We start from the raw sequence: 12644 nt of genomic DNA on the forward strand, positions 1-12644 counted from the left end.
CGTGAACCGGGGTACCCGCAGCGGCCCCGGTTCACGGTGATGGTGGCCGGGGTGGTCGGGGTCGGCGCGGCGGTGGGCAGCATCGCGGTGGCCGTGACCGGGTACGCGGAGGCGGCCGGTGACCGGCGGCTGAGCGGTTGGCTGCTCGCGGCGCAGGCGGCCGGCGCGCTGGCCGGTGGGCTGCTCTACACCCGGGCCCGGCCGGGCGGTCCGGGCCGGCTGCCGCTGCTGGCCGCCGGCTTGACGGTCGGGTACCTGCCGTTGCTGCTCGCCCCCGGCCCGGTGCCGATGGCCGGCCTGCTGGTGCTGAGCGGGTTGGCGCTGCCGCCCGTGCTGACCGCGATCTTCCTGACCGCCGAGCGGCTGGCGGAGCCGGGAACGGTGGCCGAGGCGTTCGCCTGGGTGGCCACCGCGTTCGTGATCGGCAGCGCCGCCGGCTCGGCGCTCGCCGGCCCGCTGGTGTCGACCAGTCTCCGGTACGGGCTGGCGGTGGCCCCGGCCGCCGCCCTGCTCGGCACGGCGGTGCTCTGGGCGGTCTCGGCGCGCGACCGGCACCACCACGCCCCCGCTCCCGCGAACCCGGCGGAGGCCCCATGAGCGCGTTCGATCAACGATCGGGGAGGCGTCAGGGGCGGTAGCGGTAGCCCATGCCGGGTTCGGTGATCAGGTGCCGGGGGCGGGCCGGGTCGTCCTCCAGCTTGCGTCGGAGCTGAGCCATGTACTGCCGCAGGTAGTTGGTCTCGTGCTGGTACTCCGGTCCCCACACGTCGTGCAGCAACTGCCGTTGGCTGACCAGCTTGCCCGGGTTACGCAGCAGCTTCTCGAGCATGGCCCACTGGGTCGGGGTGAGCTTGACCTCGGTGCCGTCGTCCCGGGTGACCGTCCGGTCGGCCAGGTCGACGGTGTGCGCGCCGATCCGCAGCGCCGGGACGGCCGGGGAGGCGCCGCCGAGCCGCCGGGTGACGGCCCGGATCCGGGCCAGCAGCTCGTCCACCCCGAACGGCTTGGTGACGTAGTCGTCGGCGCCGGCGTCCAGGGCGGAGACCTTGTCCTCGCTGCCGGCCCGGCCGGAAAGCACGATGATCGGCACGCTGGTCCAGCCGCGCAGTCCCCGGATCACCTCGACGCCGTCCAGGTCTGGCAGGCCGAGGTCGAGCACCACCAGGTCGGGCGGGTGGCCGGCGGCGGCCTTGAGCGCGGCCGCGCCCGTCTCCGCGACCTGGACGTCGTAGCCCCGGGCGCGCAGGTTGATCCGGAGCGCGCGGAGGATCTGCGGCTCGTCGTCGACGACCAGGATCCGGGTCATCCCCGTGCCCCTTTCGAAGCGTCGGCGGCGGGCAGCCGCAGCACCATGGTCAGTCCGCCGCCCGGGGTGGTCTCGGGGGTGATGCTGCCACCCATCGCCTCGGCGAGCCCTCGGGACAGCGCCAGCCCCAGCCCGACGCCCGTCTGGTTGTCCCGGTCACCGAGGCGCTGGAACGGCAGGAAGACGTGTTCCCACTGGTCCTCGGGGATGCCCGGGCCGGTGTCGATGACCCGGAGCTCGACCTGACCGGCGTGCACGCTGGCGGTGATGGTGGGCGGCCGGCCCGGCGGGCTGTGTCGCAGCGCGTTGGCCACGATGTTGACCAGGACCCGCTCCAGCAGGCCGGGGTCGGCGAGCGCCGCCGGCAGGTCGGCGGGGATGTCGGTGGTCACGTCCGCGGCGGCCGGGCCGAGTTCGTCCAGGGCCGGCGGTACGGCGTCCTCCAGCCCGATCGGGGCGGGGGTGACGCCGAGCGCGCCGGCCTGGAGGCGGCTCATGTCGAGCAGGTTCGCCACCAGCCGGTGCAGCCGGTCGAGGGACTCGTCGGCCGTGGCGAGCAGTTCCTCCCGGTCGTCGGCGTCGAACTCCACGTCGTGGCTGCGCAGGCTGGACACGGCGGCCTTGGCCGAGGAGAGCGGCGTACGCAGGTCGTGGCTGACGGCGGCGAGCAGCGCGGTGCGCATCCGGTCGGCCTCGGCGAGCGGCCGGGCCGCGGCGGCCTCCTCGGCGAGCCGTTCCTGTCGCAGCGCGACGGCGGCCTGCGCGGCGAACGCCTCGACCACCCGCCGGGCGGCGGCTTCGAGACGCCGGCCGCAGAGCACGACGGTCAGTCGCTCGTCCACCGGCACGGTCGTTTCTCCCGCGCTGGGGCTGCACGGCGGCGCCTCGCCGACGCTGGCCACCACTCGCCAGGCGGCCTCCTCCTGCGCCCGGCCGGGGCGGCCTTGCGCCTCGGCGGTGAGTTCGAGAACGCTGACCGCGCGCAGCGCGAAGGTCTCCCGGAGCCGGTCCAGCAGCGCGATCAGCGGGCGTTCCCCGCGCAGCACGCCGCCGGCCACGGTGGCCAGGGTCTGCGCGTCGGCGGAGGCCCGGGCCGCCTCCCGGGTACGCCGGGCGGCGACGTCGACCACCCAGCTCACCGCGATGGCGACGCCGACGAAGACGCCGAGGGCGAGGAGATTGTCCGCCTCGGCGATGGTCAGCGTGTGGAAGGGCGGGGTGAAGAACCAGTTCAGCAGGAGCGAACCGCCGAGCGCGGCGACCAGCGCCGGCCACAGTCCGCCCACCAGCGCGACCCCGACCACCCCGGCGAGGAAGAGCAGGATGTCGTTGGTCAGGGTGAGGTCGGGCAGCGCGGCCAACAGAACGGTCAGCAGCGGTATGCCGAGCACCGCGAGGGCGTACCCGAGAAGCCGGCGCCGCCGGGACAGTGCCGCCGGCATCCCGGCGGCCCAGCCGCGTCCGGCCTGCGGGTGGGTGACCAGGTGCACGTCGATCGGCCCGGACAGCGCGGTGGTGGTGACGCCGACCCCGCGGGAGAAGATCTGCGCGAACCGGCCGCGGCGGCTCGCGCCGAGCACGAGTTGGGTGGCGTTGACGCCCCGGGCGAAGTCCAGCAGCGCGGCCGGGATGTCCGCGCCGAGCACCTGGTGGTACGTGCCGCCGAGGCTCTCCACCAGGACCCGTTGCCGGGCCAGTTGGGCCGGGTCAGCGCCGGCCAGCCCGTCGCTGCGGGCCACGTGCACGGCGAGCAGGTCGGCGCCCTTGCTGCGGGCGGCGATCCGGGCCGCGCGGCGGATCAGGGTCTCCCCCTCTGGCCCACCGGTCAGCGCGACGACGACCCGTTCCCGCGCCTCCCAGGTGGCGGAGATGCCCTGCTGGGCCCGGTACGCGTCGAGCTGCTCGTCGACCTTGTCGGCCAGCCAGAGCAGGGCCAGCTCGCGCAGCGCGGTGAGGTTGCCGACCCGGAAGTAGTTGCCCAGCGCGGCGTCGATCTTGTCGGGACGGTAGATGTTGCCGTGCGCCATCCGGCGGCGCAGCGCCTCCGGCGTCATGTCCACCAGCTCGACCTGCTCGGCCGCGCGGACCACCTGGTCCGGCAGGTGCTCCCGCTGGGTGGTCCCGGTGATCTGCGCGACGACGTCGTTGAGCGACTCCAGGTGCTGGATGTTGACCGTGGTCAGCACGCTGATCCCGACGTCGAGCAACTCCTGGACGTCCTGCCAGCGCTTCTCGTGGCGCGAGCCGGGCACGTTGGTGTGCGCCAGCTCGTCCACGACGGCGACGTCGGGGCGGCGGGCCAGGACCGCGTCGAGGTCCATCTCGGTGAACTGGACGCCCCGATAGGTCACGGTCCGGCGCGGCACGACCTCCAGGTCGCCGACCATGGCGGCGGTGTGCGGTCGGCCGTGGGTCTCCACCAGCCCGACGACCACGTCGGTGCCGCGCTCGGCCCGCCGCTGGGCCTCCTCGAGCATGGCGTACGTCTTGCCGACGCCGGGCGCGGCCCCGAGATAGATGCGCAGTTCACCCCTGGGCACGGACAACATCCTCTCGCACGGGTGAAAGGAAGGGCCCCTTGTTAACGCTTGGTGCGGGTGAAGGGGCCCTTCCTAACGAGTTGGTCAGCGCGTGGGGAACCTGGCGTCGAGGGCGAGGTTGAGTTCGAGCACGTTCACCGCGGGGGCGCCCAGGAAGCCGAGCGCCCGTCCGGTGGTGTGCTGCCGGACCAGCTTCCGGATCTCCGCCGGGTCCGCACCACGCTCGCGCGCGACCCGGGCCACCTGGATCTCCGCGTACGCCGGGGAGATGTGCGGGTCGAGGCCGCTGCCGCTGGCGGTGACCGCGTCGGCCGGCACGGCCGGCCCGTCGGGCGCGTCCCCCCGGATCGGGGTGACGATCCCACCCTCGGCGACGTAGTCGTGGTCGGGTTGGGCGAGCTCCACCGGCACCCCCTGGTAGCTGCTGATGAAGGGGGCGGCCGGGGCGACCTGGTTGACGCTCACCACCCGGGTGATCCGGCCGGTGAGCCCGTCCGCCCGGAACACGGCGAGCACCGCGCCCACCCCGTCGGCGGTGCAGTACGGCCGCCGCCCGTCGACCCCGTCTCGTTCACCGATCGCCTTGCTCCGCGAGCAGACCTGGGTGAGCAGGCTCTGCGTCGAGTCGTCGGGATTCGCGGCGATGGTGTCGACCACGCTCTCCGGCCCGAGGTTGCTGGCCGCGGTGGAGTCCGGGTCGTAGCCGTCGCCGGCGGCAGACGGTCGGGACTGGAAGTAGCGCGGGACGGGGTTGCCGTCCGCGTCGGTGAAGGACTGCCCGATGAGTGAGCTGCCCACGGACCTGCCGTTGATGCTGACCACCGAGCCGTCGGCCTTGCCGTCGAGGCCGGGAACCCGGCCGACGGCGACCATGGCCAGCGGGTACGCGAGGCCGAGCAGGACGGTGAACATGAGCAGCGCGCGCAGCGCGGCCAAGTGTTGAGCAAGCCAGGTAGGGAGGCGCATCACGAGATCCCCGGGATGAACTGGATGAACAGGTCGATGAGTTTGATGCCGATGAACGGCACGATGATGCCGCCGAGGCCGTACACGAGCAGGTTGCGGCTGAGCAGCTTCGACGCGCTGGACGGCCGGTACCGCACGCCGCGCAGGGCCAGCGGGATCAGCACGATGATGATGATGGCGTTGAAGATCACCGCGGACAGGATCGCCGACTCGGGGCTGGCCAGCCGCATGATGTTCAGCGTGTCCAGGCTCGGGTAGATGCCGGCGAACATGGCCGGGATGATCGCGAAATATTTGGCGATGTCGTTCGAGATGCTGAACGTGGTCAGCGCACCTCGGGTGATCAACAACTGCTTGCCGATCTCGACGATCTCGATCAGCTTGGTCGGGTCGGAGTCGAGGTCGACCATGTTGCCGGCCTCCTTGGCGGCCGACGTGCCGGTGTTCATCGCCACGCCGACGTCCGCATGGGCGAGGGCCGGCGCGTCGTTGGTGCCGTCGCCGGTCATCGCGACCAGGCGGCCCCCCTCCTGCTCCTTCTTGATCAGGGCGAGCTTGTCCTCCGGAGTCGCCTCCGCGAGGAAGTCGTCCACCCCGGCCTCGTCGGCGATCGCCCGCGCGGTCCGCGGGTTGTCGCCGGTGATCATCACGGTCCGGATGCCCATCCGGCGCATCTCGTCGAACCGTTCCTTCATCCCCGGCTTGACGATGTCCTTCAGGTGGATGACGCCGAGGGTGCGGGCCGGCCGGCCGTCGACGTGCTCGGCGACGACGAGCGGAGTACCGCCGATGCCGCTGATCTCGTCGACCAGCTGCCCCACCTGCTCGGTGGGGTGGCCGCCGTTCTCGCGTACCCACTTCATGACGGCCGCGGCGGCACCCTTGCGGATGCGGCGCGCCGATTCGGTTCCGACGGGCGCCAGATCGACGCCGCTCATCCGGGTCTGCGCGCCGAACGGCACGAAGGTGGCGTGCGGGATCAGGCCGGGCTCGCGCTCCCGCAGCCCGAACTCGTTCTTCGCCAGCACCACGATGGAGCGGCCCTCGGGGGTCTCGTCGGCCAGGCCGGACAGCTGGGCGGCGTCGGCCACCGTGGCGGCGTCCACTCCCTCGACCGGAAGGAACTCGTCCGCCTGCCGGTTGCCGAGGGTGATCGTTCCGGTCTTGTCGAGCAGCAGGGTGTTCACGTCGCCCGCCGCCTCGACCGCCCGGCCGCTCATCGCGAGGACGTTGCGCTGCACCAGCCGGTCCATGCCGGCGATGCCGATGGCGGACAGCAGCGCGCCGATGGTGGTCGGGATCAGGCAGACCAGCAGGGACACCAGCACCACCCCGGTGACGCCGGCGTCGGTGATCGCACCCGAGTCGGGAGCGGCCGCCTGGTAGGCCTTGGAGAAGATCGCCAGTGGCTGGAGCGTGACCACGGCCAGCAGGAAGATGATCGTGAGCGCGGCGAGCAGGATGTTGAGCGCGATCTCGTTCGGGGTCTTCTGCCGGTTCGCGCCCTCGACGAGCGCGATCATCCGGTCGATGAAGCTCTCCCCCGGCTTCTGGGTGATCTTCACGACGATCCGGTCGGAGAGCACCTTCGTGCCACCGGTGACCGCGCTGCGGTCGCCGCCGGACTCCCGGATGACCGGCGCGGACTCGCCGGTGATCGCCGACTCGTCGACGCTGGCGATGCCCTCGACCACGTCCCCGTCGCCGGGAATGAGCTGACCGGCCTCGACCAGGACGATGTCGCCCTGCTTGAGCTGGGGCGCGGGCACCGCCTCGTCGCGGTAGGCGTCGGCCGCCGCGCCGGGCGTCCAGCCGACGAGGCGGGTGGCGATGGTGTCCTGCTTCGCCTGGCGCAGGGCGGCGGCCTGGGCCTTGCCCCGGCCCTCGGCGACCGCCTCGGCCAGGTTGGCGAAGACCACGGTGAGCCACAACCAGATCGTGATCGCCCAGGCGAAGACCGACGGGTCGGCCACTGCCAGGACGGTGGTGAAGACGGCGCCGAGCTCCACGATGAACATCACCGGGTTGCGCCAGAGCGTGCGGGGGTCGAGCTTGCGCAGCGCGTCGGGCAGGGACCGGATCAGCTGCCGCGGGTCGAGCAGTCCTCCGCCGACCCGGTTGCCGTGGGTGGCGGGGGTGCCGGCGACCGGCTGTTCGCCGGTGCCGCCGGACGTCACGGGTGCGACGGACATGTCCTCGTTCCTCATGGTGGTCACAGCCCCTCGGCGAGGGGGCCGAGCGCGAGCGCGGGCAGGAAGGTCAGCGCCACGAGGATCACCGTGACGCCGACGACCATCCCGACGAAGAGCGGTCGGTGGGTCGGCAGGGTGCCCGCGGAGGCGGGAGTGGGTTGCTGCCGGGCCAGCGAACCGGCCAGGGCGAGCACGAAGATGATCGGCAGGAACCGGCCGAGGAGCATGCACAGCCCGAGCGCGGTGTTCCACCACGGCGTGTTCACCGTGATGCCGGCGAAGGCGGAGCCGTTGTTGTTGCTCGCCGACGTGAACGCGTAGAGCACCTCGGAGAGGCCGTGCGGGCCGACGTTCAACGCGGTGGAGTTGTTGCCGGTGGCGAACGCCGCCGCCGTACCGGCGAGCACCAGGGCCGGCGTGACCAGGAAGTACATCGACGCCAGCTTGACCTCCCGCGCGCTGATCTTCTTGCCGACGTACTCGGGGGTCCGGCCGACCATCAGACCGGCGACGAAGACCGTGATCACCGCAAGGATCAGCAGGCCGTAGAGACCTGAGCCGACACCGCCCGGCGCGACCTCGCCGAGCATCATGTTGAACATGGTCATCAGGCCGCCGAGCGAGGTGAACGAGTCGTGGAACGAGTTCACCGCACCCGTGGAGGTCAGCGTCGTGGCCGCGGCGAAGGTCGCCGAGTTCGACACGTCGAACCGGACCTCCTTGCCCTCCATCGCGGCGGCGACCGCCTGCGGGACGGTGCCGTGCCCGGTGAGCTCGAAGACGTTGGTGAGCGTGACGCTGGCCAGCGCCAGGACCGCCATCACCGCGGCGATCGCGTGGCCCTGCCGGTTCTGGCCGACCATCCGGCCGAAGACCCGGGGCAGGCTGAACGGGATGACCAGGATCAGGAAGATCTCCAGCCAGTTCGTCCAGGAGGTGGGGTTCTCGAACGGGTGGGCGCTGTTGGCGTTGTAGAACCCGCCGCCGTTGGTGCCCAGTTCCTTGATGACCTCCTGGCTGGCGACCGGGCCGCCGGTGATGTGCTGGGTGCCGCCGGTCAGCGTGGTCACGTCGGTGCCACCGGAGAGGTTCTGCACCGCGCCGCCGATCATCAGCGCCAGCGCGCCGAGCACCGCGATCGGCAGCAGGATGCGCAGCGTGATCCGGGTCAGGTCGACCCAGAAGTTGCCCAGTTCGCCGGTCCGGCTACGAGCGAAGCCGCGCACCAGCGCGACCGCCACGGCGACACCGACCGCGGCGGAGACGAAGTTCTGCACCGCCAGGCCGGCCATCTGCACCAGGTGACCCATCGTCGACTCACCCGAGTACCACTGCCAGTTCGTGTTCGTCACGAACGACACGGCCGTGTTCCAGGCGCCGTGGCTCATCACCGGATCGAGGCCCAGGGAGAGCCACAGGTGGTTCTGCAGGCGCTGGAACGCGTACAGGAACAGGATCGACACGGCGGAGAACGCCAGCACGCTGCGGGCGTACACGGCCCAGGACTGCTCGGCCGCCGGGTTGACGCCCATCGCGCGGTAGAGCCCGCGCTCGGCGCGGGAGTGCCGGGTGCCCGACACCACCCGGTACATGTGGTCGCCGAACGGTTTGTGGACGGCGACCAGCGCCACCACCAGCGACAGGACGAAGATGACGCCGGCTGTTGTCGTGCTCATCAGAAGCGCTCCGGGAACAGCAGGGCGACCACCAGGAACACGCCCAGGCCGATCGCCAGCACCAGACCGACGGCGTTCACCGCGCTCACAGCTTCTCCACACCCCTCACCACGAGGGCGAGTGCTGCGAACAGCCCCACCGTCAACAGCACGAACACCACGTCAGACACCGCTGACTCCTCTTACCGGGCAGTTGTCCGCGACCGCCTTCCGGTCGCGCCGGGCAATCACAACTCCGCACCGGCCGGAGGGACAGGGGCTATAACGCGACCATGACGGCCGGGGGTGGTTTCTTGACGCGCTTTTCACGCCGGGCGCCCGGCCACGTGACGGGGGCCACCGGGACCGGGAGCCGTTATCGGCCGGGCGCCCGGCCCTGGTCCGCCAGCGGGGTGAGCGGGCCGAAGGCCCGCCGGACCAGCTCGTTGGCGTCGTCCTGGGACAGGTCGGTGGCCACCAGCAGGTCGCTGACCGTGGTACGCAGCTGGGCGACCACCACCGCGCCGGAGAAGCCCACGCCGCAGCGGTAGGCGTGGCCGGCCAGGGCCACCGCCCGCAGCGCCCGCTCCCGGGTCCGGTCCGGCTGTGCCGCCCCGCGGACGAACTCCCGGCGCAGCGTCCGGACCGCGTCGGCGAGCGTCGACACCGCGTCGAGCAGGTGGTCTGGGATCGGCTCGCCGTCCTCGATCAGGGTGACCGCCCGGCGGATGAGGGTGCCGCTGTTGCGCATGGCCCGGTCGACCGGGGTCACGGCCTGCGCGTACCGGCCGAGCGGCCCTTCCCCGGCGCGCCAGTACACCGGGGAGAGCCTGATCGCCTCCTGCGCGCCCTGTGCCGCCTCGCCGAAGGCGCCGAGTTCCTTCTTGTTGTTCCGCAGCCGGTCGAGAGCGGTCCGCGCCCGCCCGGCATCCCGCTGCCGGAGCGCGGCGGCGGTGGCCTCCAACTGATCGACGAGCAGGTCGAGCGCGGGCCCGGCGGCCCGGTTGATCGCCCGGAGCGGGTTCACCGGCAGCAGCACCGCGGTCACCACGAGGGCCACCACTCCGCCGACGAGCGCGTCGATGAAGCGCGGGACCTCCAGGTTCGGTACCGACGGCGACAGCGTGCCGATCAGCACCGCGGTCGCCCCGGCCTGCACCACCAGGGCGGGGCTGCGGCCTACGAACGCCGCGACCAGGACCGCCAGCACCACGACCAGACCGAGCTGCCACGCGCCGGTGCCGAGCAGGTAGATCAGCAGGTCGCCGATCAGGATGCCGACGGCCACCCCGATGACCAGTTCGACCGTACGACGCAGCCGCTGCCCCACCGACGCGGCCAGCGTCACGACCGCCGAGATCGGCGCGAACACCGGTTTGGGAACGCCCAGCAGCTCGCCGGTCACCCACCAGGCCAGTCCCGCCGCCAGCCCGGCCTGCACGGCCAGCCCGACGCCGGCCCGGGCCCGGCGCAGCCGGTCGCGCAGCAGGGTGGCGGAGCGCCGGGGCAGGTCAGCAGCCGTCGCATCCTCTTGCCGGGTACCTGTCGACCCGTCGCCTTCTCTCGGCGGACCTGCACCGGCCACGGCCGCGCCTACCCATTGCCGGGCCGACCATTCCTGGCTCAGCGGCCCTTGCCGACGCTGGCGACGAGGGCCTCGGCCACGTCGCGCACCTTGCGGTTGGCGTCCTGCGACAGCTTGGACAGCAGGGCGAACGCCTCGTCCGCCGAGCAGCGCCGTTCCGCCATGATGATGCCCTTGGCCTGCTCGATCACCGCCCGGCTGCGCATCGCGTCCCGCATCTGCCCGGCCAGGGCCGCGGTGCTTTCGTAGAGGTGGGCGTTGGCCAGGGCCACGGCGGCGTACGCGGCGAAGTTCTCCGCCAGGCTGATCGCCTCCCGGTCGAAGGCGTGCGCGGTGACGCCGTACACGTTGAGCGCGCCGGTGACCGCCTCCTGGATCGGCAGCCCGATCGACAGGGAGCTGCCGACACCGGCCGCCCTGGCGCGGCCCGCCCACTCCGGCCAGCGCTCCTCGGTGGCCATGTCGGGCATCGACAGGCTGTCGGCGCTGGCCGAGGCGTCCAGGCAGGGCCCGTGCCCCTGCCGGTACTGCCACTCGTCGAGCTGCCGGGCCCGTTCGCTGGTCGAGACGACGCTCTCGCCGCTACCGCTGCGGACCAGCGTGACGGACACGTCCGAGCTGCCCGGGATGGCGCGGTTGGCCAACTGGGCGACGCGCTCCAGGATGTCGTCGAGCGCGACCTCGTCGAGCCTGATCCGGCCGAGCTCGGCGAACGCTTCGGCGGGGTCCGTGCGCGGGGGTTCCATGGCGGGTCCTCGGTCGGCCGGTCGCTGGACGGCTGATCACCGAGGCCCAACCTACCCGCCGGGCGGGCCATCGGCACGGAAACGGCTGCGTGCGGTGCCCACCGGATGCGCGTAGTGTTCGGGCACGGGTCAAGACATGCGCCCTCCACCTGCTCGCGGGCACGTCCTGCCGGGAGCGTTCCCGAACCATCAGGTGAGAGGCGCCATGTCGGAGGATCCACCGCAATTCGGCTACCACCACGTCCCGACCGCATCCGGTCCACCGCGCCCGGACGAGGCCATCATGTGGCTGGCCTGCGCCACGCTGGGCACCACCAAGCGGATCACCGTGGCCGGCGAGATCGACATGAGCAACGCCCACCTCCTGCTGGAACGCGTGGCGGCCGTCGCCCGCGCCCCGGCACCGCTGGTCGCGGTGGACCTCTCGGCGGTCACCTTCTTCGGCGCACACGGCGTCAGCGCACTGGCGCAGGCCCAGCTGCTCGTGGTCGAGCGGGGCGGGCGGTTGACGCTGTGCGACCCGTCGCCGGTGGTCCGCCGCGTCCTGGCGCTCACCGGCACGCTGACCGCGTTCGAGATCGTCGGCGGGGCCGTCACCGGCCGGGGGCGGACGGGACCGGCGGCGATGGACCGGTACGCCCCGTCGCCCCCACCGCCGCCGGGCCGTAAAATGTTTGTCCTGTAGCTGACGTCCCCGGCCGGGGCGTCACGAGCGAGCGTCAAGAAGCGGCGCCGGTTCCCGATCCCTCCGGATCGGTACAGCGGTCCGTGACCCACGGACCGCCCCGCCCTGTGCCGTCCCACTCGTCCCGAGTCGACGGCGACGCTTCGCACAAGGACGTCAGAGCTGATGCCGCAGGCCCCCCTCGACCTCGCCGCAGCCTTGATCAGGCTCGGGAGGATCAAGTACGACGAGGCCGACCTCGAGGTGGTGTTGTCGAACGTCGCCCAGGTCGCCAAGGACACGATCCGCGGCACCGCGGAGGTCTCGGTCACTCTGATCCAGGGCACCGAGGCGTACACCGCCGCGCACACCGGTGACCTGGCGCTGACGCTGGACGAGTGGCAGTACGCGCAGGGCCGTGGCCCGTGCCTGGACGCCGCGACCACCGGCACCGTGATGCTCGTGCCGGACATGTCGGCGGAGAGCCGCTGGCCGGAGTGGGCGGACCGGGCCCGGAAGGCCGGCGCGGCCAGTTCGCTGTCGATCGGCCTGCCGATCCAGGAGGCGATGGTCGGTGCGCTGAACATCTACGGCGCGGCTGCGGGGGCGTTCGACGAGCAGGTCGAACTGGCGCAGACCCTGGCCGGGTACGCCGCCATCGCGCTGGCCAACGTCCACCTCTACGAAAGCACCGCCACGCTGGCCCAGCAGATGCAGGAGGCGATGCAGAGCCGGGCGGTCATCGAACAGGCCAAGGGGATCATCATGGCGCAGCGCCGGTGCTCGGCCGACGAGGCGTTCGCCATCCTGGCGCGGGTGTCGCAGGACGCCAACCGGAAGCTGCGGGAGGTCGCCGAGTCACTGGTCGACCGCGCGGTGCACGGGCCGCGGGAGGGCTGACTGTGAGCATGGCGTGGTCGGTTCAGCAGTGGTGAGCTGATAGCTGGCAGCGGTGGGCGTGACCCTAGGTCTGACTGGCTTCGTGCCTTCG

Annotated in this window: 10 protein-coding genes and 1 pseudogene; 3 read left to right on the plus strand and 8 right to left on the minus strand. The window is 72.2% G+C overall.

All coding sequences use genetic code 11. From position 1 onward, the window contains the following. A pseudogene (locus tag ACWEVO_RS14855) lies at positions 1 to 597 on the plus strand (MFS transporter); the annotation flags it as partial. A gap of 28 nt (positions 598 to 625) precedes the next feature. Here ACWEVO_RS14855 and ACWEVO_RS14860 read toward each other — a convergent pair. From ACWEVO_RS14860 to ACWEVO_RS14895, 8 genes are all read right to left on the minus strand, one after another. Beyond that, positions 626 to 1306: a response regulator gene (locus tag ACWEVO_RS14860; RefSeq protein WP_452308076.1), complete on the minus strand. Its 681-nt coding sequence runs from the start codon at positions 1304 to 1306 to the stop codon at positions 626 to 628. Further along, positions 1303 to 3846, minus strand: coding sequence for a DUF4118 domain-containing protein (locus tag ACWEVO_RS14865; protein WP_452308077.1), 2544 nt, complete (start codon positions 3844 to 3846; stop codon positions 1303 to 1305). The genes ACWEVO_RS14860 and ACWEVO_RS14865 overlap by 4 nt, the downstream gene beginning before the upstream one ends. Before the next feature lie 84 nt (positions 3847 to 3930). After that, the gene (locus ACWEVO_RS14870; RefSeq protein WP_452308078.1) at positions 3931 to 4812 is read right to left on the minus strand and encodes a potassium-transporting ATPase subunit C; all 882 of its coding nucleotides are present in this window, start codon (positions 4810 to 4812) and stop codon (positions 3931 to 3933) included. Next, a complete protein-coding gene (gene kdpB, locus ACWEVO_RS14875) occupies positions 4812 to 7004 on the minus strand; it encodes a potassium-transporting ATPase subunit KdpB (protein ID WP_452308079.1) in 2193 nt (730 codons plus the stop codon). The genes ACWEVO_RS14870 and kdpB overlap by 1 nt, the downstream gene beginning before the upstream one ends. A 20-nt stretch (positions 7005 to 7024) precedes the next feature. Further along, positions 7025 to 8680 (minus strand): potassium-transporting ATPase subunit KdpA, encoded by a 1656-nt coding sequence (kdpA, locus tag ACWEVO_RS14880; RefSeq protein ID WP_452308080.1) that lies wholly within the window; start codon positions 8678 to 8680, stop codon positions 7025 to 7027. Then, positions 8680 to 8769 carry a K(+)-transporting ATPase subunit F gene (gene kdpF / locus ACWEVO_RS14885; protein WP_036343797.1) on the minus strand — a complete coding sequence of 30 codons (90 nt, stop codon included), beginning with the start codon at positions 8767 to 8769 and terminating at the stop codon, positions 8680 to 8682. Before kdpF ends, kdpA begins: the two co-directional genes overlap by 1 nt. 265 nt (positions 8770 to 9034) lie before the next feature. After that, positions 9035 to 10243 (minus strand): FUSC family protein, encoded by a 1209-nt coding sequence (locus ACWEVO_RS14890; protein ID WP_452308081.1) that lies wholly within the window; start codon positions 10241 to 10243, stop codon positions 9035 to 9037. 38 nt (positions 10244 to 10281) lie between these two features. Beyond that, positions 10282 to 10989 carry a GAF and ANTAR domain-containing protein gene (locus ACWEVO_RS14895; RefSeq protein WP_452308082.1) on the minus strand — a complete coding sequence of 236 codons (708 nt, stop codon included), beginning with the start codon at positions 10987 to 10989 and terminating at the stop codon, positions 10282 to 10284. A gap of 205 nt (positions 10990 to 11194) precedes the next feature. Here ACWEVO_RS14895 and ACWEVO_RS14900 point away from each other — a divergent pair, with 205 nt between their 5' ends. Together ACWEVO_RS14900 and ACWEVO_RS14905 are read left to right on the plus strand one after the other, a co-directional pair. Further along, on the plus strand, positions 11195 to 11674 hold the full coding sequence (locus ACWEVO_RS14900; RefSeq protein WP_452308083.1) for an STAS domain-containing protein: 480 nt from the start codon (positions 11195 to 11197) through the stop codon (positions 11672 to 11674). 165 nt (positions 11675 to 11839) lie between these two features. Then, positions 11840 to 12553, plus strand: coding sequence for a GAF and ANTAR domain-containing protein (locus tag ACWEVO_RS14905; RefSeq protein ID WP_452308084.1), 714 nt, complete (start codon positions 11840 to 11842; stop codon positions 12551 to 12553). The last annotated feature ends 91 nt before the right edge of the window (positions 12554 to 12644 follow it).

Source organism: Micromonospora sp. NPDC003776 (assembly GCF_053605645.1).

Bases quoted from the DNA above. Each gene is read 5' to 3' on its own strand.
- ACWEVO_RS14860 (WP_452308076.1), bottom strand. From the start codon at position 1,306: ATGACCCGGATCCTGGTCGTCGACGACGAGCCGCAGATCCTCCGCGCG.
- ACWEVO_RS14870 (WP_452308078.1), bottom strand. From the start codon at position 4,812: ATGCGCCTCCCTACCTGGCTTGCTCAACACTTGGCCGCGCTGCGCGCG.
- kdpB (WP_452308079.1), bottom strand. From the start codon at position 7,004: ATGTCCGTCGCACCCGTGACGTCCGGCGGCACCGGCGAACAGCCGGTC.
- kdpA (WP_452308080.1), bottom strand. From the start codon at position 8,680: ATGAGCACGACAACAGCCGGCGTCATCTTCGTCCTGTCGCTGGTGGTG.
- ACWEVO_RS14895 (WP_452308082.1), bottom strand. From the start codon at position 10,989: ATGGAACCCCCGCGCACGGACCCCGCCGAAGCGTTCGCCGAGCTCGGC.
- ACWEVO_RS14900 (WP_452308083.1), top strand. From the start codon at position 11,195: ATGTCGGAGGATCCACCGCAATTCGGCTACCACCACGTCCCGACCGCA.
- ACWEVO_RS14905 (WP_452308084.1), top strand. From the start codon at position 11,840: ATGCCGCAGGCCCCCCTCGACCTCGCCGCAGCCTTGATCAGGCTCGGG.